The sequence below is a fragment of the Amycolatopsis sp. NPDC005232 genome (assembly GCF_040607795.1).
In the GTDB taxonomy this organism is placed as follows: Bacteria; Actinomycetota; Actinomycetes; order Mycobacteriales; family Pseudonocardiaceae; genus Amycolatopsis.
In genome coordinates, this window is the sequence record NZ_JBEXHL010000001.1 from 564,342 (window position 1) to 584,651 (window position 20,310).

21 protein-coding genes are annotated in these 20,310 nt (G+C 70.4%); 5 read left to right on the top strand and 16 right to left on the bottom strand.

The window, feature by feature from the left end; translation table 11 throughout:
* Window positions 1-21: 21 nt before the first annotated feature.
* Window positions 22-1,242: an NADH:flavin oxidoreductase/NADH oxidase family protein gene (locus ABZU76_RS02745; RefSeq protein WP_354864363.1), complete on the top strand. Its 1,221-nt coding sequence runs from the start codon at window positions 22-24 to the stop codon at window positions 1,240-1,242.
* On the opposite strand, the gene ABZU76_RS02750 is transcribed toward ABZU76_RS02745, so the two are convergent.
* Complete coding sequence (locus ABZU76_RS02750; RefSeq protein ID WP_354864365.1) at window positions 1,202-1,849, bottom strand: Pr6Pr family membrane protein; 648 nt, start codon at window positions 1,847-1,849, stop codon at window positions 1,202-1,204. The genes ABZU76_RS02745 and ABZU76_RS02750 overlap by 41 nt on opposite strands.
* A gap of 69 nt (window positions 1,850-1,918) precedes the next feature.
* Window positions 1,919-2,386 (bottom strand): MarR family transcriptional regulator, encoded by a 468-nt coding sequence (locus tag ABZU76_RS02755; RefSeq protein WP_354864367.1) that lies wholly within the window; start codon window positions 2,384-2,386, stop codon window positions 1,919-1,921.
* Window positions 2,387-2,513: 127 nt separating this feature from the next.
* Here ABZU76_RS02755 and ABZU76_RS02760 point away from each other — a divergent pair, with 127 nt between their 5' ends.
* Together ABZU76_RS02760 and ABZU76_RS02765 are read left to right on the top strand one after the other, a co-directional pair.
* Window positions 2,514-3,086 (top strand): VOC family protein, encoded by a 573-nt coding sequence (locus tag ABZU76_RS02760; protein WP_354864369.1) that lies wholly within the window; start codon window positions 2,514-2,516, stop codon window positions 3,084-3,086.
* A complete protein-coding gene (locus ABZU76_RS02765; RefSeq protein ID WP_354864371.1) occupies window positions 3,070-4,131 on the top strand; it encodes an iron-containing alcohol dehydrogenase in 1,062 nt (353 codons plus the stop codon). Before ABZU76_RS02760 ends, ABZU76_RS02765 begins: the two co-directional genes overlap by 17 nt.
* A gap of 72 nt (window positions 4,132-4,203) precedes the next feature.
* On the opposite strand, the gene ABZU76_RS02770 is transcribed toward ABZU76_RS02765, so the two are convergent.
* From ABZU76_RS02770 to ABZU76_RS02780, 3 genes are all read right to left on the bottom strand, one after another.
* Window positions 4,204-5,493 (bottom strand): S53 family peptidase, encoded by a 1,290-nt coding sequence (locus ABZU76_RS02770; RefSeq protein ID WP_354864373.1) that lies wholly within the window; start codon window positions 5,491-5,493, stop codon window positions 4,204-4,206.
* A 124-nt stretch (window positions 5,494-5,617) separates the two neighbouring features.
* Entirely contained in the window at window positions 5,618-7,141 is a 1,524-nt protein-coding gene (locus ABZU76_RS02775; RefSeq protein WP_354864375.1) for an ATP-dependent DNA ligase, read from the bottom strand.
* A 66-nt stretch (window positions 7,142-7,207) separates the two neighbouring features.
* On the bottom strand, window positions 7,208-7,795 hold the full coding sequence (locus ABZU76_RS02780; protein ID WP_354864377.1) for an NAD(P)H-dependent oxidoreductase: 588 nt from the start codon (window positions 7,793-7,795) through the stop codon (window positions 7,208-7,210).
* 103 nt (window positions 7,796-7,898) lie between these two features.
* Between ABZU76_RS02780 and ABZU76_RS02785 the strand changes: the two genes are divergently transcribed.
* Window positions 7,899-8,735 (top strand): helix-turn-helix domain-containing protein, encoded by an 837-nt coding sequence (locus ABZU76_RS02785; RefSeq protein ID WP_354864379.1) that lies wholly within the window; start codon window positions 7,899-7,901, stop codon window positions 8,733-8,735.
* A gap of 21 nt (window positions 8,736-8,756) precedes the next feature.
* On the opposite strand, the gene ABZU76_RS02790 is transcribed toward ABZU76_RS02785, so the two are convergent.
* The 5 genes from ABZU76_RS02790 to ABZU76_RS02810 form a co-directional block, all read right to left on the bottom strand.
* Window positions 8,757-9,914 (bottom strand): NAD-dependent formate dehydrogenase, encoded by a 1,158-nt coding sequence (locus ABZU76_RS02790; protein ID WP_354864381.1) that lies wholly within the window; start codon window positions 9,912-9,914, stop codon window positions 8,757-8,759.
* Window positions 9,915-9,947: 33 nt separating this feature from the next.
* Complete coding sequence (locus ABZU76_RS02795; RefSeq protein ID WP_354864383.1) at window positions 9,948-11,111, bottom strand: urea transporter; 1,164 nt, start codon at window positions 11,109-11,111, stop codon at window positions 9,948-9,950.
* Window positions 11,112-11,206: 95 nt separating this feature from the next.
* A complete protein-coding gene (gene fmdA / locus ABZU76_RS02800) occupies window positions 11,207-12,460 on the bottom strand; it encodes a formamidase (protein WP_354864385.1) in 1,254 nt (417 codons plus the stop codon).
* Window positions 12,461-12,634: 174 nt separating this feature from the next.
* The gene (locus ABZU76_RS02805; protein WP_354864387.1) at window positions 12,635-12,925 is read right to left on the bottom strand and encodes an FmdB family zinc ribbon protein; all 291 of its coding nucleotides are present in this window, start codon (window positions 12,923-12,925) and stop codon (window positions 12,635-12,637) included.
* A gap of 273 nt (window positions 12,926-13,198) precedes the next feature.
* On the bottom strand, window positions 13,199-14,596 hold the full coding sequence (locus ABZU76_RS02810; protein WP_354864389.1) for a class II fumarate hydratase: 1,398 nt from the start codon (window positions 14,594-14,596) through the stop codon (window positions 13,199-13,201).
* Between the two features lie 137 nt (window positions 14,597-14,733).
* On the opposite strand from ABZU76_RS02810, the gene ABZU76_RS02815 reads away from it, so the two are divergent.
* On the top strand, window positions 14,734-15,705 hold the full coding sequence (locus ABZU76_RS02815) for an NAD(P)/FAD-dependent oxidoreductase (protein ID WP_354864391.1): 972 nt from the start codon (window positions 14,734-14,736) through the stop codon (window positions 15,703-15,705).
* 1 nt (window position 15,706) lies between these two features.
* Here the strand turns inward: ABZU76_RS02815 and ABZU76_RS02820 are convergent, their stop codons facing one another.
* The 6 genes from ABZU76_RS02820 to ABZU76_RS02845 all read right to left on the bottom strand — a co-directional run bounded on the left by ABZU76_RS02820 (window position 15,707) and on the right by ABZU76_RS02845 (window position 20,276).
* On the bottom strand, window positions 15,707-16,426 hold the full coding sequence (locus tag ABZU76_RS02820; RefSeq protein WP_354864755.1) for a serine protease: 720 nt from the start codon (window positions 16,424-16,426) through the stop codon (window positions 15,707-15,709).
* A 61-nt stretch (window positions 16,427-16,487) separates the two neighbouring features.
* A complete protein-coding gene (gene glpX, locus ABZU76_RS02825; RefSeq protein WP_354864393.1) occupies window positions 16,488-17,543 on the bottom strand; it encodes a class II fructose-bisphosphatase in 1,056 nt (351 codons plus the stop codon).
* A gap of 88 nt (window positions 17,544-17,631) precedes the next feature.
* Window positions 17,632-17,871, bottom strand: a complete 240-nt coding sequence (locus ABZU76_RS02830) for an exodeoxyribonuclease VII small subunit (RefSeq protein WP_354864395.1) — start codon at window positions 17,869-17,871, stop codon at window positions 17,632-17,634.
* 73 nt (window positions 17,872-17,944) lie between these two features.
* The gene (locus ABZU76_RS02835; protein ID WP_354864397.1) at window positions 17,945-18,388 is read right to left on the bottom strand and encodes a hypothetical protein; all 444 of its coding nucleotides are present in this window, start codon (window positions 18,386-18,388) and stop codon (window positions 17,945-17,947) included.
* Window positions 18,385-19,641 (bottom strand): exodeoxyribonuclease VII large subunit, encoded by a 1,257-nt coding sequence (gene xseA / locus ABZU76_RS02840; protein ID WP_220244086.1) that lies wholly within the window; start codon window positions 19,639-19,641, stop codon window positions 18,385-18,387. Before xseA ends, ABZU76_RS02835 begins: the two co-directional genes overlap by 4 nt.
* Window positions 19,638-20,276, bottom strand: a complete 639-nt coding sequence (locus ABZU76_RS02845; protein ID WP_220244085.1) for a lipid droplet-associated protein — start codon at window positions 20,274-20,276, stop codon at window positions 19,638-19,640. Before ABZU76_RS02845 ends, xseA begins: the two co-directional genes overlap by 4 nt.
* Window positions 20,277-20,310 lie beyond the last annotated feature (34 nt).

A 20,310-nucleotide genomic window follows, 5' to 3' on the forward strand; every position in this document is an offset into this window, starting at 1 on the left:
GCCGCGAAGACGGGAGAGCCCATGACCGCCGCTCGGGATCTGCTGGCCGAACCCCTCAAACTGCGCTGCGGCGCCGTGCTGCCGCACCGCCTGGGGAAATCGGCGCTGAGTGAGCAGCTCGGCGACCGGCGCAACGCCCCGACGCGCGAGCTTGCCGAGCTGTACCGCACGTGGGCGCACGGCGGAGCGGGCCTGCTCGTGACCGGCAACGTGATGGTCGACCCCGCAGCCCTCGGCGAACCCCGCAACGTCGCGCTGCCCGCCGTCCCCGATCCCGCCGCGTACGAGCCGTGGGCGCGCAGCGTGGCCGGCACCGATGCACAGCTGTGGGTGCAGCTCAACCACCCCGGCCGGCAGAGCCCGCGATTCCTTTCACGCCAACCGGTTGCGCCGTCCGCGGTGCCGTTCGGCAACCGCGGCGTCCGGACGGCGTTCGCGGCGCCGCGGGCCCTGACCGGCGACGAGATCGAGACGATCGTGGACCGCTTCGCGCTGGCTGCGCGGACTTTCGTCGACGCAGGGTTCACCGGCGTGCAACTGCACGGCGCCCACGGTTACCTGATCTCGCAGTTCCTCTCCCCGCTCACGAACCTTCGCGACGACGAGTGGGGCCGCGACCGCAGCCGCTTCCTGCTGGAGCTCGTGCGCCGTGTGCGCGCGGCGGTCGGCGACGGCGTGCCCGTGTCGGTGAAGCTCAACAGCGCCGACTTCCAGCGTGGCGGCTTCGACGAGGACGAGTCGCTGCGTGTGGTCCGCGCGCTGAGCGACGCGGGCATCGACCTGCTCGAGATTTCGGGCGGTACCTACGAAAAAGCCGTGATGATGGGCTCCGGTCGCGCGAGCACCACGCGGCGCGAGGCGTACTTCCTCGACTACGCGGCGAAAGCGCGGCAGGTGAGCGACGTCGCGCTGATGGTCACCGGGGGCTTCACCACGGCCGCCGGGATGGCCGAAGCGTTGCAGTCACGGGCCTTGGACGTGATCGGGCTGGGCCGGCCGCTGACCGTCGACCCGGATCTGCCGGCGCGGTTGCTCGCCGGCGACGACGCGCGCGCGGAACGGCTGTGCCCGCACACCGGGATCCGCCTGGCCGACAGCCTGCTCGAAGTCCAGTGGCACACGCAGCAGCTGCACCGCTTGGCCGCGGGCAAACCGGCGGATCGCAGCCGCGGCGCGTGGCGCGCGCTGGTGCACACGGGGATCAACGATCCGCTGAACGCGTTTCGGCGGGTGCGTGCGTGAGCCAGCCGTCGAGGACCTTCGCGACGCTCGCCAGCGCGACGAACAGCACGGCGATGAGCACGCAGTTCACGGCCACACGGCCGTAACCGAGCTCGGCGGCGTTGACGAACGGGTACGGGTAGAAGCCGCCCTGCGCGCCACGGATCAGCGTGAACGCCAGCCACGCCAGGGGCCAGCACGCTGACCACGCGACCGTTCGCCACCGCAGGATGCGCGGCGACGCGACGAGGAACCCGAGCACCGCGATGATCGGCGACACGGTGTGCAGCATGACGTCGGCGAACAGGGCCGCGCCGCTCAGATCGAGCAGCCCCGACAGCGCGACGTGGTAGACGACGCCGGTCACCGCGATGCCGACCAGCGCGTCGAGCCACAGCACGCGCAGCAGCCCGTTGGCTCGCGCGCCGGCCACGAACGCGACGGAAGCCAGCAGCACCAGCACGTTCGATTCGATGGTGAAGTACGCGAACATGTTGGCGACGCGCGCGCCCGCCGAGGCGTAGCGGCCTGGCGTTCCGGCGCTCACGAAGCCCTGTGTGACGAGGCCGATCAGCACGACGAGGGCCGTCACCCCGAACCAGATCCGGGTCAGTCGCGTCGGTGGCATGCGGTGAGATTACGGTTCCGGCCTGCTCGGACCCAGCCGAAACGGCCCGGTGTCACCCCGTCGGGGTGCTCAGGCGGGAGGCTCGCGCAGGCGTTCCGTGACCGCGCGGAGGGTGTGCAGCTCCGCGGCGGACAGCCGGGAGGTCACGAGCCGGCGGACGCCGTCGAAGTGGGTGTCCATCGCCGTGGCGAGCAGTGCCTCGCCGGTCTCGGTCAGCTGCGCGTCGACGGCTTGCTGACCGGGCTGAGACACGCGGGCCACGAGCCCGCGGCTGCGGAGCCGGGTGATCAGCTTGGTCACCCCGCCGCGGCTGACCAGCAGTTTCTCCGCGAGGTCCTTCATGCGGCACCGGCCGCCGGGCTGGAGCCACAGCTGGTAGAGCGTGTCGAACTCGGCGACCGACAGGTCGTGGTCCGCGCGCAGTTCGGCGTCGAGTACGCCGAGCACGCGTGCTTCCAGTTCGAGCAGTCCGCGCCAGGCGAGCAGCTCGTCCTCCGAAAGGTGGGGCACCGGGCGTTCCCCGTGCGTCGCGGTCACGTCCTCACCGTAACGGAGCGTGCGCGCGTTGGGCCGGCAGGGTCCTTTGCGGAAATCTTGTTGACGCGGAAACAAGATAGCGCGTACTGTCATTCTCACATTGCCGGGAACAGTGAAAGGAATCGTCATGGGGATTCGGACGACCGGGTGTCACCACATGGCTTTCGTGACCAACGACATGGAAGAAACCGTGAAGTTCTACAATGGGGTGCTCGGGTTTCCCATTGTCGTGACGCTCCAATTGCCGGACCCGGACCCGTTCCCCGGTGCGGTGCCGGGGAACCTCGCCGGCAGCAGGCATTACTTCTTCCGCATCAGCGAGCAGGACACGATCGCGTTCTTCGAGTTCAAGGACGTCGAGATCGCCGCGGACAACTCGTTGCTCGGGGCGGGAAACCACCTCGCGATCACGGTGCCTTCCGAGGGTGAACTGCAGCACGCGAAATCGGTGCTGGAGGAGAACGGGATCAAGGTCAACAGCGAACTCGACCACGGGTTCTGCCACTCGATCTACTTCGAGGACCCGGTGAACAAGATCGCCCTGGAGTTCGCCACGTGGCAGCACCCGTGCGACGTCGCGCAGCCCTTCCTGCAGGACCCCGAGCCGGTGCCGGCGGCGCTGGCCGCGATCGGCCCGGACGTCTACGGACAGCACCTGCTGCAGTACACGCCGGACGGCCACGGTGGCGCGGACCGCTGAACCCGTCCGCCGGTCCCGGGGCGCCGCGTCCGAGCAGAACCTGGTGTGGGGCAGCGGATCCCTGGGGGAACTCCCGGAGGTCGCCGACGCCCTGGGTTGCCGCCGCGTGCTCGCGGTGGCCTCCCGGTCGGCGGACCCGGTCGTCGCCCGGCTGCCGGGTCTGCTCGGCGGGCGCTACCTCGGCCGGTGGTCGGACGTGCCCGCGCACGTGCCGGCCCACCAGGCCAACCTCGCCGTCGGCTCGGCGCAGGAAACGCACGCCGACGCGGTCCTGGCCATCGGCGGCGGCTCGGCGATCGGGCTGGGCAAGATCGTTTCGCTCGCGCTGCGGCTGCCGCTGATCGCGGTCCCGACCACCTTCTCCGGCGCGGAGCGCACATCGCGCTACTTCGTCACCACCGCCCGCGGCAAGGAAACGGGGACGTCCGGCCACGCACTGCCCCGCGCGGTGCTCTACGACCCCGACCTCGTCGCGGGGCTGCCCCGCGAGGTGGTGGCGAGCAGCGGCATCACTGCCGCCGCGCACTGCCTGGAGGTGCTGTGCCATCCCGCGAGCGAGGAAGCGCTGGCGTCGGCTCGCGAAGGCCTGCTTCTGCTGTGGAGCAGCCTCGCCCCGCTCGCGGCCGGGGATCTCGCGACGTGCCAAGACGCGTTGGCCGGCGCCGCCCTGGCGGGCCACGCACTGCACGAACTGGGCCGGCCCGGTGTGGTGCACCGGGTGTGCGACCTGGTGTCCACGCGACACGGGCTCGGGTACGGCCGCTTGCACGCGCTGTTTCTTCCACTCGTGCTGCGGGCGTACGGCGAGGCCGCCGCCGGGGCGCGCGCGGCGCTGGCGGAGCTGCGACCCGGGGTGCCGGCCGAGCAGGCGGTAGCCGAGTTCGCGGCGACGATGGGGCTGACCGCGGAGGTCGACCCAGGGCGGGTTGCGGGCGCGGTTGGCATTGGCGTAGCGGAGCTTCGGCTGATGCTGGCGGAGTTGTCCGTGGTGGCTGGGGATCGGGCGGAGGCGGAGGTGTTCGAGCGGCTGGTCGCGAGCTGCTGACTTGCCTCGACAAGCACTGCGAAAGGCGCGGCCCGTAGGTCGCGCCCTTCGTCGTGCTTGTTCAGAGCCGCGTCAGCGAAGCGCCTTCACCAAGGCGGGGACGAAGACCGAGGCGTCGACCGTGCCCCAGCCGCTGGCGATGTCGAAGCCCGGGGTGGCGGTGAAGCCCTCGACGCCGTCCTGGCTGTTGTCGCCGGTGGTGACGTCGACAATGCCGGCCTTGGCGCCCTTCGGGCCGAGCTTTTCGTAGAGGGCGGGGTTGATCTGGCCGAGCTTGCCGTGGTTGGCCTGCACCGCCAGGGCGAGCACGCCGGCGAACAGCGGTGCCGACTGCGAAGTGCCCTGCACGCCTTCCATGCTGATGTCCGGGAACGAGCGCATCTTGCTGCCGGTGATCTTCTTGACGCTGTCCTGCCACGCCGGGCGCGCGTAGGCCTTCGACAGGCCCGCGCCTTCGCCGAAGCCGTTGTCGGCCACGTTCACCAGATCGTCCGGCTTCGTGCGGGTGCCGGTGGAGTCGAGGTGCAGCTGCGTGCCGCCGAGAGTTGTCACGCGCGGGTCGCTGGCCGGCCAGCTCGCCACGCGGTACGGGTAGTTGCCCGGGCCCTGCAGGAAGCCGCCGGTCGGGCCGTCGTCACCCGAGGAGGCGACCATCGTGATGCCCGCCTTGCTCGCGCGTTCCAGCGCCGGGTCGAGCGTCTTGATGGACTGGAACGACGGGAAGTTCTCCTCCGTGGTGCCGAAGCTCATCGAGATCACGTCGGTGAGCTTGTGCTTTGTGAGGTAGTCGACGGCGTTCATCATCTCGGGCAGCCCGGTGAAGCCCTGCGTCTCGGCGACCGGCGTCGCGGCGACGATGATCTTCGCGTTGGGCGCCATCGCGTGCATCATCGTGACGTCGAGGTCGGTCTCGCCGCCCCAGGACTCGCAAGTCGCCGTGTCGACGCCCGGGTCGGTGCACGCCGGGACCGAGCCCGACGGCTGGAGCACCTCGACGTTGGCCGGCGGCAGCCCGTGGCGCTGGGAGTACTCGTCGAGCACCTGCTTCACCTGGTCGTCGCCGAACGACACCAGCGTGGTGACGGTGGCGCCCGCTCCCGTGATGCCCTGGTTCCACAGCTTCGTGGCGTTGTACGCGACGCTTTCCCTGGGCAGCGAGGACATCGCGGCGTCGAGCTTCGCGACGCGGTCGGCCACCGTGCGCGCGCCGATGAACGACTTCGCCGCCGCCGAGAAGTGGTGCAGCGCGGGAGCCGGCGCGTTCGTGGCCGCGCCGGCCGGAGCCGCCACGGCCGTGACGGCCAGCGCGACACCCGCGAGCAGGGTCATCGGCCGGACGGCGGACCGAACCCGAAAAGTCATGTCGTCTCCCCAGTGGTGAGCGATGCGGTACAGCCCACTCTCATGCATCGCCGGAGGGCACAACATCGACTTTCGTCTGGCCTTTCGGCCTCGCCCGGGCGAATTGGCCGGTGGTGTCCGGATGTCACTCCGTCCGATCACCCCGCAGCAGGCCGCGCACGGTGTCGATCGTGTCGGCGTCGGCAGCTTCCTTGTCCGGCCGGTACCGCACCACGCGCGCGAACCGCAGCGCCAGCCCGCCGGGGTAGCGCGTGCTGATCTGCGCTCCGTCGAGCTCGATCTCCACGACCACCTCGGGCCGCACGTACACGGTGTAGCTGTCGCGGTGGGTCTCGATCTCCTGGAACCGCTTCGTCTGCCACGCCAGCAGCTCGTCGGTCATGCCCTTGAACGTCTTGCCCACCATGATCGGCGGCCCGCCGTCCGGGTCGCGCGCGCCGAGGTGCAGGTTGGACAGCGTGCCCGTGCGCCGCCCGTGCCCCCACTCCACCGCGAGCACGACCAGGTCGATGGTGTGCACCGGCTTCACCTTCAGCCACGCCCGGCCCCGGCGCCCCGCCGCGTACGGCGACGCCAGGTCCTTCACCATCACGCCCTCGTGGCCGCCCGCCATCGCCGCGTCGAGCACCGCCGCGGCATCGGCCGGCGCCACTTCGCCGGGGATCACGTGCTCGCCCGCGACCTTCCGCAGCGCCGCGTTGCGTTCCGACAGCGGCGCGTCGAGCAGGTCCACGCCGTCGAGGTGCAGGCAGTCGAAGAAGTACGGCCGCAGCAGCAGCGCCCGCACCTGTTCCTCCCGCGTGCTGCCGAAGCGGCTCATCGTCTCCTGGAACGGCCTCGGCCGGCCGTCGTCGGTGAGCGCGAGCGTCTCGCCGTCGAGTACCACCGACTCGCACGGCAGCGCCCGCACGAGGTCCACCAGCTCGGAGACGCTGGACGTGATCTCCCGCAACGTGCGCGTGTAGACGTGCACTTCCTCGCCGGCGCGGTGCACCTGGATGCGCGCACCGTCCATTTTGTACTCGACGATCGCGTGCTTGTGTTCCGCCACCGCCTCGTCGAGCGATTCCGCGGGCGACGCGAGCATCGGCTTGATCGGGCGCCCCAGCGTGAGCCGGAACTCGGCCAGCTGCGCCGCGCCGCCCGTCATCGCCGCATATCCGGTAACGGAAAGCTTGCCGGACAACATGAACGCCCGCCGCACGTCCGCGGCGTCGACCTCGGCCGCCGCCGCGACGGCGTCGACCATCACGCCCTCCAGCGCCCCCTGCCGCAGCTCTCCGGTGACCAGCCGGAAGAGAAACTCCTGCTCGCCTCGAGTGAGCCGCGTGAACAACGCCGTGAGCACCTCCGCGCGCCGCTTCACCGACCCTGCCCCTGAAGCCGCCGCGACCTCCGTGAGCGCCTCGTCGACCTCCCGCACTTCGACGCTCGGCTCCGGGGCCGGCTCGACGGCCAGCTCCGCGAGCGTGCGCCACCCCGCGCCCAGCCGGTCCTGCGCCGTCTGCCCCGTGAGGTACGCGATCACGGCCGGCAGCTCGGTCGTCTCGGCGGCGCGCAGCACCGCGGCGAGGGTGGCGATCTTCGCCTTCCTCGACCGGGTGGCCGCCAGCTCGGCGGACGCGGTGACGATCTGGGTGAGCAGCACCCGACCATCATGACCCGAGGCACCGACAGTTTCCCGGTGAAATGCTCCTGAACTGGGAAAACACCCTCACGCGGGGTACGGCTCGGCCTCGCGCGCCGTCCGCAGCGCGCCCGCCCACCAGGCCAGCTGGTCGAGCACCGTCTTCGCGTATGCAGGGGCCTGCGGGTCGAGCGGCCGACCGGCCTCCCAAGCGGTGAAGTAGTTCGGGAAAGTGAGGCCGTCACGAATCGTCACCGCGTGCAGCTCGGTCAGCACGTTCTCCAGGTGGAGCACGGCGTGCCGCCCGCCGGCCGCGCCGCCGTAGCTCACGAACGCGACGGGCTTGGCCGTCCACTGCGAGAAGTGCCAGTCGATGGCCGCCTTGAGCGACGCCGGATAGCTGTGGTTGTACTCCGGGGTGACCACGATGAACGCGGCCGCGCTCTCCAGTGCCGCCGTCAGCGTCGCCATCCCGACGGGGCGCGGGTAGCTGTCGCCGGCGTACTTGGGGGATGCCTCGGGCAGCGACAGCGGGATCTCGACGTCCGCCAGGTCGACGACCTCGACCTCGAACCCGCCGTGTTGACGGGCTTGCTCGGCCACCCATGAGGCGACGGTGGGGCCGAACCGGCCGTCGCGGACACTGCCGACGATGATCACTAGTTTGTTCGCCATGATCACCACCGTGGGGTTCAGCCGGGCCGGCAACCAGACCGCGCTCAGGCTGGCCCCCTCACGGCCACGCTGAGCACGCCCGAATCGGCTTATGCTCGGTGACATGGGGACGCCGCTGGGGGACTTCATCCGGGCCAAGCGCGACAGCACCCAGCCGGACACGCTGGGCCTGCCTTCGCACGGCCGTCGCCGCTCGCCCGGCCTGCGGCGGTCCGACCTCGCCGCGCGGGCCGGCATCAGCGTCGAATACCTCACGCGAATCGAGCAGGGCCGCGACCGCAACCCGTCCGTATCGGTGGTGAACGCCCTCGCCGACGCGCTCAGCCTGGCAGCCGCCGAGCGCACCCACCTGCGCTACCTCACGAAGATCACCGGCGGGGAGTGCACGGCCCACGTCCGGCCCGCACCCGCACGGCGGGACGTGCGTGCCTCGGTCCTCCAGGCGCTCCGGCTGCTCGAACCCGGCATCGCCGCGGTGACCAACCGGCTGGGCGACATCCTCGCCCACACCAGCGGCTTCGCCGCGGTGACGAGCGGAACGGGACTGCTCGACGCCGAGGCCCCGAACCTCACCCGCTACGTCTTCACCGATCCCCGTGCCCGCGCGTTCTTCGCCGACTGGGCCGAGATCGCGGACGAGCGGGCGTTCGACCTGTGGCTGGGCCCCGCGGTCGAGAACTCGGAGTGGCTCACGGCGGAACTCGCGCCCGTCGCCGGTCCGGAGTTCACCAGCCGGCTGAACTCGACCGTCGTGCCGCCACGGGGAGTTCTGCGGCTGAACCACCCGAACGGACGTTCCTTGCGGCTGAACAGGGAGACGCTGGAACTCGCGGAGGACGCGCAGCAGCTGGTCGTCTTCCTGCCGGACGACGAAGAAACGGCTCGGGTCGTCGCCGGACTCCGCCTCCGGTCACCGGAGCGGCTCCGGGTCATCTCCTGAAACATCCAGGCAGGAAGGCTGTCACTTCGAGCTGTAGGAATGCTTGCCGGTCCCGGCCAGGCTGCCTCCTTCGACGATCAGGTACTCGTCGCGGATCGGGTGGCCCGCGAAGTAGCACTCGAGGATCTCCCGCGTCCCGGCGGCGTACCTGGCCTGCGCCGACAGCGAGGTGCCGGAGGTGTGCGGGGTCATGCCGTGGTGCGGCATCGTCCGCCACGGGTGGTCCTGTGGCGCGGGCTGCGGGAACCACACGTCGCCGGCATAGCCGGCCAGCTGACCCGATTCCAGGGCCCGCACGACCGCGTCCCGGTCGCAGATCTTTCCGCGCGCCGTGTTGACCAGGTAGGCGCCCCGTTTCATCTGGCCGATCAGGGCGTCGTCGAACATGTTCTCGGTTTCGGGGTGCAACGGGGCGTTGATCGTGACGACGTCGCACACCCGCACCAGCGACTGGGCGTCCGGGTGGAACGTGGCGTCCAACTCCGCCTCGACCTCCGCCGGGAGCCGGTGCCGGTCGGTGTAATGCAACCGGACGTCGAACGGCTTCAGCCGGCGCAGCACCGCGGTCCCGATCCGGCCCGCGGCAACGGTGCCGACGTTCATCGCCTCGAGATCGTAGGAGCGGGCGACGCAGTCCGCGATGTTCCACCCGCCGTCGAGCACCCACTGGTGTGACGGGAGGTAGTTGCGCACCAGGGAAAGGATCATCATCACGACGTGTTCGGACACGCTGATGCTGTTGGAGTAGGTGACCTCCGCGACCGTGATCCCGTGGTCGATCGCGGCGGCGAGGTCGACGTGGTCCGAGCCGATCCCCGCCGTGATCGCGAGCTTCAGCTTCGGCGCCTTCGCGATGCGTTCAGCGGACAGGTACGCCGGCCAGAACGGTTGCGAGATCACCACTTCCGCGTCTGGGAGCTCCCGCTCGAACACCGAGTCGGGCCCCTCCTTGTCGGAGGTCACCACCAGCTCGTGGCCGGCGGCCTCCAGGAAACGGCGCAGCCCGAGCGCCCCGGACACACTCCCGAGCAGCTCTCCCGGGGTGAAGTCGAGCGCGCTCGGACTCGGGGTGGTCTGGCCGTCCGGGTAGCGGTCGACGCGGGGAACGCCGTCCCGCGCGTACGAGCTCGGGTAGCCGTCGACCGGGTCGTCGTAGAGCACGCAGAGCACTTTCGCCACTTGTGGTCCCTTCGGTTTGCGCGACCCGAGACCTCACGCAGTGTCGGTCTTTTCCCGCTGCGGGTTGCCGGAGGACGCCATCGCGTGTTCGCGGTGCGCGCGCCGCAGGTGTTCCTCAGGGGTGACGACCTCCGCGGGTGGCACCCACTCGAAGTACTTCGACGTGTTCTTCAGCAACACGAACGTGAGCGTGCCGAAGCAGAACGGCAGGGTGAGCGCGGGCAGGCCCCACGGCACGAAGATCGACCCGATGGCCCCGAAGAGCAAGGCTGTGAAGATCGCACACAGCACGCCGAGCACTGCCGAGCGCCAGGTCAACACGTAGAACACGCCGGCGATCGCCAACGCGGCGTCGAACGAGTTGAAACCCCACAGCCCGTTGTAGATCAGCACGCCGTTGGCGCCGAGGGCCATGCCGGTCAGCATCCCGACGGCCGAGCCGACCAGCGCGAAGATCGCGGCGATCCGGGAGCAGAACGCGATGCCGACGATGATCAGCACACCGGCGAGGAGGCTGTTGCAGAAGAACAGCTGGCCGATGCCGCGGAAGATCGCGTTGATCACGGCCACCACGTCGGTGTTGCCGACCGCGTCGGCGCTCGCCCGCAGTGACGTCCGCACAGCGGGCCCGTTCACCTCGGGTGCCGCCGGGGCGATCGCGTCGCTGAGCCGCCCGCGGGTGATGTGCAGCGCGGTGATCAGGAACAGCAGAGTGGTGATGTTGAAGGCCAGCGTGAAGGGCGGCACACCCCACGAACCGCCGAACGCCGCCGCGAGCGCGGCCATCAGGATCGACGACACCGCGCTCAGCAGGATGATCCACAGGATCACGATCCCGTCCCACTCGGGTGCGAGGAACAGTGCGAGGCCGAGGCCGGTGAGCACGCCGTTGAACCCGTAGAGGCCCGCGTGGATCGCGTCGCGGTCGAACCCCAGCGCCAGCGCGGCCAGCGTCGAGGCCACCACCCCCACCGTGGCGCCGAACCCGAGCCACGGCTGCTGCAGCCAGGCGGCCAGCAGGATGAACGCGCCCGTGATCGGGCTGTTCATGAACACCACCTGCCCGATCCCGCGCAGGCAGTACTCGACGAACCCGACGACAGGCACCTTCAGCGCCCGTTCGTCGACCTCGGGCATGGTGCCGTTGATCCATCGCCACGGCCCGTGATGGCCGCGTTCAGGTGGTGCAGTGGTCATGACCGCCTCCTCCGGCGGGTGGGGTGCTTTCTCGACGTGCCGGACCGGGCGGGAGACAGGCCGCCTCCCGCCCGGTCACCGAGCCGGTGCAGGCGTCAGAAACTCGCCGTCGGCACGCTCATTCCCTGTTCGACCTGCGCCGGGCCGGAGGCCGAAGGACGCACGTCGATGTCGAAGATCGCGGTGGGCAGATACACGGTGGAGCACGAGTTCGGGATGTCGACCACGCCCGAGAGCCTGCCCTCGATCGGCGCCGAGCCCAGGATCATGTACGCCTGGATCGCGCTGTAGCCGAACTTCTGCAGGTAGTCGATCGCGTGCAGGCAGGCCCGCTGGTACGACAGGTGCGAGTCGAGGTAGTGCTGGACCCCGTCGAGCGTGACCGAGGTGCCGGAGAACGCGAGCCACTGGCTGTACTGCGGCTCGACGTTGCCGGGCATGAAGATCGCGTTCTCGGAGACGCCGTAGGTCTCCATCCCGCCCTTGATCAGGTCGACGTGCAGGTCCATGAACCCACCCATCTCGATGGCGCCGCAGAACGTGATCTCGCCATCGCCCTGCGAGAAGTGCAGGTCGCCCATCGAGAGTTTCGCGCCGTCGACGAAGACGGGGTAGAAGACCCGGGTTCCCTTGGTGAAGTTCTTGATGTCCTGGTTCCCGCCGTTCTCCCGCGGCGGCGCGGTGCGCGCGGCTTCGGCCGCGACCCGGTCGAACTCGGCGCCGGTGAGGCTGCCGAGGATCGCGGAATCCGGCAGCGGGGGCAGTGCCAGTGGTGGCACCCGGTCCGGGTCGGTGTCGATCAGCGCCTGTTCGCGCGCGTTCCACTTGGCGAGCAGCGCCGCGGACGGAGCCGTGCCCATCAGCCCGGGGTGCACGATGCCGGTGTAGGAGACCCCGGGGATGTGCCGCGAGGTGGCGACCCCGCCCATGAAGTCCCAGATCACCTTGTACGCGTCGGGGAACCACTCCGTGAGGAAGCCGCCGCCGTTCTTGGTGGCGAAGACACCGGTGTAGCCCCAGCCCTGGCCGGAGAGCGGTCCCGAGTCCTCCTGCGGGATCGGGCCGACGTCGAGGATGTCGACGATGAGCAGGTCTCCGGGCTGTGCGCCCTCGACCGCGATCGGCCCGCTGAGCACGTGCACGCTGGGCAGTGGTGCGTTCAGCACGTCTTCGGCCGAATCGTCGTTGTGGATCGCGCCGTCGAACCATTCGCGGCAGTGGACGCGGAACGAGTCTCCCGGCTTGACCTGAACCTGAGCGGGAATATCCCCGTGCCACCGGTTGTGGCCGACAATTGCTTGTTCAGTGAACTTCTTTGTGGAATCGAGTGAGAAAACAACTTGCGGCATGGTATCTCCCGACAGCTTGGTGGGTGACCGACCCGGCAATGTGCGTGCTGCGCGCCTCCGCAACGCGGAGCGTCGCGGCTCCGCAGAGCACTCCGGGCATCAGCCGCAAATTGTTCTTCGCGGGCCCAGCGAGCGGGCCATTGCCCGGCAGGGCGCAGGCTGGGCCGCGTTCGCCTACGGTCTCGGCAGACGTCGCAGCGCGGGGTTCGATGTCGGTGCCGGCCCGCGCGACCGGCCGCGATCGGGAGGTACCGCGGACACCACGGCCGGCTCGTCGCGAGTTTTCTCGGTCCGGTCGATGGCCGTGACCAGCTCACGCGGCGCCAGTGAAAGCATCGGCGCGCAGTAGTTCCGGGCCGCTTCGCCACCGCAGACCGGACACGGTGAGCTCGGTGAGGCCGTCCCCATCGGCAGGCGCACCTCGAAGACACCGTCCCGGGCGCATCGATATTGGTACGTCGCCATCGCAGCCTCCCAACTGCTTGCTCTCTCTTCGCGGCGGAATTGATCAAACCGCGCTGTGATCAAACTGCGCTGCGGAAAAGGAAATCAGAGCGGTGAGCGACGTTACCAGCCCTGTGTTTCAGGCACAATGAAGCGATACGCCGGAATGAATTTGTGCGTAGAGATACGCCTTGTCCACTTGCGGTGACGGGTTCGTCGGCCGCACAGCGCGGTGAAACGACGAACGGCCCGCTTCCCGGAAGAGCCGGGAAGCGGGCCGTAAGGCGGAAATCCCTACTTGCCGCCGCGCGCCATGCGCAGGACGTCGAGAGCTTCGTCGAGCTGCTCTTCCGTCAGCTTGCCGTCCTTGACGAAGCCGCGTTCGATCACGACCTCGCGAATGGTCTTGAGCTCCTTGAGGGCCTGCTTCGCCACAGCCGCCGCGGCTTCGTAGCCGATGTAGGAGTTCAGCGGCGTCACGATGGACGGCGAGCCCTCGGCGTATTGCCGGGTGCGCTCGACGTTGGCGGTGACACCGTTGAAGACCTTGTCCGCCAGCAGGCGCGAGACGGCGGCCAGCAGGCGGGCCGACTCGAGGACGTTGCGGGCGATGACGGGCAGGTTCACGTTGAGCTGGAAGTTGCCCGCCGCGCCGGCGAAGGCGACGGCTGCGTCGTTGCCGACGACCTGGGCCACGACCTGCAGCGTCGCCTCCGGGATGACCGGGTTGACCTTGCCCGGCATGATCGAGGAGCCCGGCTGGAGGTCCGGCAGGGCCAGCTCGGCGAGGCCGGTGCGCGGGCCGGACCCGAGCCAGCGCAGGTCGTTCGCGATCTTGTTGAGGGACACGGCGATGGTGCGCAGGTGGCCGGACGTCTCGACCACGCTGTCCTGCGTCGCCTGCGCCTCGAAGTGGTTGCGGGCCTCCGTGAGCGGCAGGCCTGTGAGCGCGGCCAGCTCCGCGGAAACGGCCGCGCCGAAGCCGTCGGGGGCGTTGAGGCCGGAGCCGACGGCGGTGCCGCCGATGGGCAGCTCGCCGAGACGCCCGATGCCGGACTGCAGGCGCTCGATGCCGAAGCGGATCTGCGCGGCCCACGCGCCGGCTTCCTGGCCCAGCGTGATCGGCACGGCGTCCATCAGGTGCGTGCGGCCGGACTTCACGACGCCGGCCCACTCCTGCGCGCGCGTCTCGATCGCGCCGGCGAGGTGCTCCAGGGCCGGGATGACGTCGGTGAGCACGGCTTCCGTGGCGGCCACGTGGATGGTCGTCGGGAACGTGTCGTTGGACGACTGCGAGGCGTTGACGTGGTCGTTGGGGTGCACGTCACGGCCGAGGGCGCGGGTGGCGAGCGTCGCGATGACCTCGTTGGCGTTCATGTTCGACGACGTGCCCGAGCCGGTCTGGAACACGTCGATCGGGAACTGGTCGTCGTACTTGCCCTCGGCGACGCCGTCGGCGGCCGCGGCGATGGCCTCGGCGACGTCGGCGTCCAGCACGCCCAGCTTCTGGTTCACGCGCGCGGCGGCGGCCTTCAACAGGCCCAGCGCACGGATCTGAGCGCGCTCGAGACCGCGGCCGGAGACGGGGAAGTTCTCCACGGCACGCTGCGTCTGCGCGCGGTAGAGCGCGTCGACCGGGACGCGGACCTCACCCATCGTGTCGTGTTCGATCCGGTATTCCTGTTCTGCCATACCCCCGATTCTGGCCCTGTTTCGCGCATCCGGCGTCGTGGCGTCGCCCACCTGGATCCGGTAATTCACCCGCCGGATAGCACTAGGATGGGTGTGTTCTCGATCACTGCCAACCACCACTGGCTGGAGCGAGCTAAATGGACTACGACCTCGTGATCATCGGCGCCGGGCCCACCGGGCTGTTCGCCGCCTACTACGCGGGATTCCGCGGCCTTTCCATGGCCGTGGTCGATTCCCTGCCGGAGCCGGGCGGGCAGATCACCGCGATGTACCCCGAGAAGATGATCTACGACGTGGGCGGCTTCGCGGCGGTCCGCGGCCGCGACCTGGTGCAAGGCCTCGTCGACCAGGCCGCGCCGTGGAACCCGACGTACCTGCTGGGCCGCAAGGCCGAGAAGCTGGAAACGGTGGGAGACCGCGTCGAGCTGACCCTCGACGGCGGCGACGTGCTGAGCGCCGGCGCAGTGCTGATCACGGCCGGGATCGGCGAGTTCACGCCCCGCCCGTTGCCCGCGGGCAACGGCTGGCTGGGGCGCGGAATGGTTCATTTCGTGCCGTCGCTGCAGGTCCACGCCGGGCAACACGTGGTCGTCGTCGGCGGTGGGGACTCGGCGTTCGACTGGTGCCTGGCGCTGCACCCGGTGGCGGCGAGCGTGACGCTCGTGCACCGGCGCGGGAAGTTCCGCGCGGCCGAGTCGATCGTGCGGCAGGTGCGGGAGCTGGGCGTGCCGCTGGTCACCGACGCCGAGGTGACGCGGTTCGTCGAGTCGTCTTCGGGTGCGCTGGAGGGCGTCGAGGTGTCGGTGAAGGGCGGCGAGGACCTCGCGCTGCCGGCCAACGCCGTGGTCGCCGCGCTGGGATTCACGGCCGATCTGGGGCCGATCGAGAGCTGGGGCCTGGAGATCGACCACCGCGCCATCACGGTCGACTCGACGATGGCGACGGCCCGCTCGCGCGTTTACGCGGCCGGGGACGTGGCCCACTACCCGGGCAAGGTGAAGCTCATCGCCACCGGCTTCGGCGAAGCGGCGACGGCGGTGAACAACATCGCGGTGGCGCTCGACCCGGACGCGCATCTGTTCCCGGGCCACTCCAGCAACGCCGAGTGACTCAGCCGGTCTTCGACGCGATCCACGGCGCGTACGCGGGCACCGAGGTGTAGATCGACGGGGCCGTCGCGCACGTCGGGGAGCCGTTGCCGGGGCGGCTGGTCACACCGATGAGGGACCAGCGGTCGCCGTCGCGGGTGAGCTCGGGGCCGCCGGAGTCGCCGTAGCAGGAGCCGGCCTTGCCGGACGGGTTGTCGGTGCAGAGCTCGGCCGTGCCGTCGAAGGACGACGTGCACTTGGCGCCCTCGACGAGGTGCGTGTCGAGCTGCTGCAACGTCGGCACGGTCCCGCCGCAGCCGGGCGTGGCGCAGGTTTGGCCCCAGCCCAGCACCCGGGTCGGGGTGCCCGGCGCGGCGGCGCCTCCGACGGTGATCGGCGCCGTCTTCGCGGGCGCGGCGAGGCGGACGAGCGCGATATCACCCGTCTGCGTCGAGGCGTTGAAGTGGGGGTTGAGCACGATCTCCGCCGGCTGGGCCGTCTCGCCGCCGGAGTCGCTTTCGTTGGTGCCCAAGCGGAACGTGAGCGTCGCCGGGTCCTTTCCGGACATGCAGTGGGCGGCGGTGACCACCCACGTGGGTGTGATCAGCGAGCCGGCGCAGAAGAGCGTGCCCGATTCGGTGTGCATCGACACCGCGAACGGGTAGGGCTCGTCGGCGCCGGTCCCGCCGACGAGCGCCGGCCCGGCGTGCGCGCTGCCGGCGGCGAGCGCCGTTGCGGTCACTGCGGCTACGAACGTGAGCAGCAGCGCGAACAACCGCTTGGGCACCTGGCGACTCCTTGGGTCAGGGCAGAGGCGGGACGACGTCTTCGTCCTCGCGCATGTCGAGGTTGCCGTCGAAGTTCACGGACGAGTAGGCCCGCAGCTTCTCCAGCCGGTGGTAACCGTCGATCATTCTGACGGTGCCGGACTTGGACCGCATCACGATCGACTGCGTGGTGGCGCCGCCGGCGCGGTAGTGCACGCCGCGCAGCAGGTCTCCGTCGGTCACGCCGGTGGCGCAGAAGAAGATGTTGTCGCCGCGCACGAGGTCGTCGTTCGTGAGCACGCGGTCGAGGTCGTGGCCCGCGGCCAGGGCCTTCTCGCGCTCCAGGTCGTCCTTGGGCCACAACCGGCCCTGCAGCTCACCGCCGAGGCACTTCATCGCACACGCGGCGATGATGCCTTCCGGCGTGCCGCCGATGCCGATCAACATGTCGACACCGGTCGTCGGGCGGGCCGCGGCGATGGCACCGGCGACGTCGCCGTCGGAGATGAACCGGATGCGCGCGCCGGCCTCGCGGATCTCCTTGATGATCTGCTCGTGGCGCGGCCGGTCGAGCACGCACACGGTCACGTCGCCGACGCTGGAGTTCTTCGCCTTCGCCACGCGGCGGATGTTCTCGGCGATCGGCGCGGCCAGGTCCACCTTGCCCGCGGCGTCCGGCCCGACGGCCAGCTTCTCCATGTAGAACACGGCCGACGGGTCGAACATCGCCCCGCGCTCGGCCACGGCCAGCACGGCCAGCGCGTTGGGCATGCCCTTGGCCATCAGGGTGGTGCCGTCGACGGGGTCGACCGCGACGTCGCAGTCGGGGCCGTCGCCGTTGCCCACCTCCTCGCCGTTGAACAGCATGGGGGCTTCGTCCTTCTCGCCCTCGCCGATCACGACCACACCGCGCATCGAGACGGTGGAGACGAGCTGGCGCATCGCGTCGACGGCGGCTCCGTCGCCCCCGATCTTGTCGCCGCGGCCGACCCAACGGCCGGCGGCCATCGCCGCGGCTTCGGTCACGCGGACCAACTCCATGGCGAGGTTGCGGTCGGGTGCTTCGCGACGTGGGTCACTGGCGGTGCTCATGCGGGCCTCCCGGATCGCGGAATTCGGCGGGAGGACAGTGTCTCAGATGATCGCGTCACCTGAACGATTCAGTTGCGCATGGTGCACATCACTGTGCGTCGTCGGAATTCTCAGTGTTCTCGACGGACGCCAACGCGGCCTCGATCCGCTCGCGCGCGCCCTCCAGGTGGCGTTCGCAGACCTTGGCGAGCTCCTCGCCTTTTTCCCACAACGCCAGTGACTGCTCCAGGCTGAGGCCGCCGGCTTCGAGCTCCCTGACGACCTCGACCAGCCGGTCGCGCGCCTGCTCGTAACCGAGTCCGGCGGTTTCGCTGCCTGCTTCGCTCACGCTCGACGTTCTCCGATGTTCCGATGCACGGGGCTGTCCGGGCACAGTACCGCGCTGGTGTCGCCCGGCGCTGTCACGACCGGTGATCGACCCGGTGCCGTCCGCCCGTTCGCGGGGGTGGTGGGGTCGGCGGGGGGTTGCGGGTCTGTTCGCGGCAGACGAGGGCGCTCGCCATCGCGTTGTCGTAGCCGACGAAGGCGAGGGCGAACTCCTGGCCGTCACCGTCCGCGATCGCGTCCTCGAGGGTTTCCTGGGCGCCCGCGACGCGGCGGCGGTGGTCGGCGCCCTCGGCGAACCACCAGCGAGTGCCGACGTGGACGGACGTGGCCTCGGACAGGCGGCGCAGCTGGGGGCCGAGCTGGCGGCGCGCGGCGGTGCCGCAGCCGGCGAGCAGGGCGGTCCAGCATTCGCTGGCGGCGCTGTCGGTGACGCGCGCCTGGTGGAGCAGGGCGCGGGCGTCGAGGCGGGCGGCGGCGTCGACGGTGAGCGGGAGGAACGCCGGTGCCCTGGTGGTCACGGTCCGTCTCCTTCCTGGCTCGACGCGGTGGACTCGGTGACGGCGTGGATCGCCCCGTCGGCGATCCGCACGCGCAGGCGCGCGCCGTCCTCGACTTGGGAGACGGAGCGCAGCACCTGGAGGTTGCCTGCGTCGTCGGTGAATTGCACGACGGCGTAGCCGCGGGCCATCGTCGCGGCCGGGCCGAGGGCCGTCAGCCGGCCGCGCGCGCCGGCGATTTCGGCCTGGTCCTTCGCGAGCAGGCCGAGCATGGCGCGCCGGCCGCGTTCGCGGTGGATCTCGACGTCGTCGAGGCGGCGCTGGATCGGCCCGAGCGGGTCGGCGAGCGACGGGCGGCTGCGCAGCTGGGTGAGCAGGCGCGTCTGCGTGTCGACCCAGCCGTGCAGCGCGCGGCGGCCGCGGTCGCGCATCTGGCGGACGCGGGCGGTCTCCTCGCGCACGTCGGGCACGATGCGCTTGCTCGCGTCCGTCGGCGTGGAGCAGCGAAGGTCGGCGACGTGGTCGAGCAACGGCGTGTCCGGCTCGTGCCCGATGGCGCTCACCACCGGCGTGCCCGCGGACGCGACGGCCCGGCACAGCGCCTCGTCGGAGAACGGCAGCAGGTCCTCCACACTGCCGCCGCCGCGGGCGATCACGATCACGTCCACTTCCGGGTCCTTGTCCAATGTGGACAGAGCGCGGAGGATCTGCGGCACGGCCTGCGGGCCCTGCACGGCGGTGTTCACGACCTTGAACAGCACGTGCGGCCAGCGGGCCTGCGCGTTGACGAGCACGTCTCGCTCCGCCGCCGACGCGCGGCCCGTGATGAGGCCGATGCCTTGGGGCAGAAAGGGAATCGGCCGTTTGCGCTCGGGGGAGAACAGGCCTTCGGCCGCGAGCAGCTTGCGCAGCCGTTCGATGCGCGCGAGCAGCTCGCCGATGCCGACGGCGCGGATCTCGTCGGCGCGCAGGCTGAGCGTGCCGCGCCCGAAGAAGAACGACGGCTTCGCGTGCACCACCACGCGGTCGCCTTCGCGCAGCGGCGTCGCGAGCTCGCGCACCAGCCACATCGGCGCGGTCACGGACATCGAGACGTCGGCCGACGGGTCGCGCAGCGTCAGGAACGCCGTCTGCGTGCCGGGGCGCGCGTTGATCTGCGTGACCTGGCCCTCCACCCACACGGCGCCGAGGCGGTGGATCCAGTCGCCGATCTTGCGCGCGACGGTGCGGACGGGCCAGGGGTTCTCGGCGCTGGTCGAGGGGTCGCTGCTCACTGGCCTTCCGCGTCGTCGCCCTGCTGGCTCGCCTCTTCTTCCGCCTTGCGCGCGTTGCCGATGCGCCGCGCGAGCATGCCGGTGAACGACGCGCGGTCGGCGTTGGCCTTCTCGTAGTCGAGGATCTCCTCGAGCTGCGGCACGGTCAGGCGGCGCAGGCGGGCGCGCAGCTGGGGCAGGGTGAGGTCGTCGTAGCCGGCCAGGCCCGCGGGGCCGCCGGCGCTGTCGTTCTCGCCGTCGGCGTGGTCCTCGGCGAGCGCGCGCTCTTCCTGCGTCCACGGGTCTTCGGGTTCGTCCGTGAGCCCGGGCAGGTTCGGGCGGTGGCCGTTGGCCCGCGGCTCGGGCAGGTCCTCGACGGGCACCAGCGTGGGACGCGTCGGCAGGTCGGGCTCGACGTCCTCGTCGAACGTCGCCCAGCTGGGCGTGTCCTCGACCGGGCGCAGGCCGGACAGCGCGTCGTCGCCCTTGATCGCCAGCTCGGTGACGTGTTGCTGGACACGCATGGACAGCTGGAGGACCTGGCTGACGACGGTCACCGGCAGGCCGGTGATCTGCTTCGGGAGCTCACGAACCCGCTCGGCGGTGGTGACGGCGAGGCCCGCGGCGACCCGGAGGGGGAGCGGGAGTGGCTTCATGCCGTCTAGCGTGCCGTATGTGGGCCATCCTGCC

What these genes read in the sequence shown, in the direction of transcription:
- ABZU76_RS02745 (WP_354864363.1), top strand. Translation starts at nt 22, where the DNA reads ATGACCGCCGCTCGGGATCTGCTGGCCGAACCCCTCAAACTGCGCTGC.
- ABZU76_RS02845 (WP_220244085.1), bottom strand. Translation starts at nt 20,276, where the DNA reads ATGAAGCCACTCCCGCTCCCCCTCCGGGTCGCCGCGGGCCTCGCCGTC.
- ABZU76_RS02810 (WP_354864389.1), bottom strand. Translation starts at nt 14,596, where the DNA reads ATGGCAGAACAGGAATACCGGATCGAACACGACACGATGGGTGAGGTC.
- ABZU76_RS02780 (WP_354864377.1), bottom strand. Translation starts at nt 7,795, where the DNA reads ATGGCGAACAAACTAGTGATCATCGTCGGCAGTGTCCGCGACGGCCGG.
- ABZU76_RS02815 (WP_354864391.1), top strand. Translation starts at nt 14,734, where the DNA reads ATGGACTACGACCTCGTGATCATCGGCGCCGGGCCCACCGGGCTGTTC.
- glpX (WP_354864393.1), bottom strand. Translation starts at nt 17,543, where the DNA reads ATGAGCACCGCCAGTGACCCACGTCGCGAAGCACCCGACCGCAACCTC.
- ABZU76_RS02770 (WP_354864373.1), bottom strand. Translation starts at nt 5,493, where the DNA reads ATGACTTTTCGGGTTCGGTCCGCCGTCCGGCCGATGACCCTGCTCGCG.
- ABZU76_RS02785 (WP_354864379.1), top strand. Translation starts at nt 7,899, where the DNA reads ATGGGGACGCCGCTGGGGGACTTCATCCGGGCCAAGCGCGACAGCACC.
- ABZU76_RS02750 (WP_354864365.1), bottom strand. Translation starts at nt 1,849, where the DNA reads ATGCCACCGACGCGACTGACCCGGATCTGGTTCGGGGTGACGGCCCTC.
- ABZU76_RS02805 (WP_354864387.1), bottom strand. Translation starts at nt 12,925, where the DNA reads ATGGCGACGTACCAATATCGATGCGCCCGGGACGGTGTCTTCGAGGTG.
- ABZU76_RS02760 (WP_354864369.1), top strand. Translation starts at nt 2,514, where the DNA reads ATGGGGATTCGGACGACCGGGTGTCACCACATGGCTTTCGTGACCAAC.
- fmdA (WP_354864385.1), bottom strand. Translation starts at nt 12,460, where the DNA reads ATGCCGCAAGTTGTTTTCTCACTCGATTCCACAAAGAAGTTCACTGAA.
- ABZU76_RS02795 (WP_354864383.1), bottom strand. Translation starts at nt 11,111, where the DNA reads ATGACCACTGCACCACCTGAACGCGGCCATCACGGGCCGTGGCGATGG.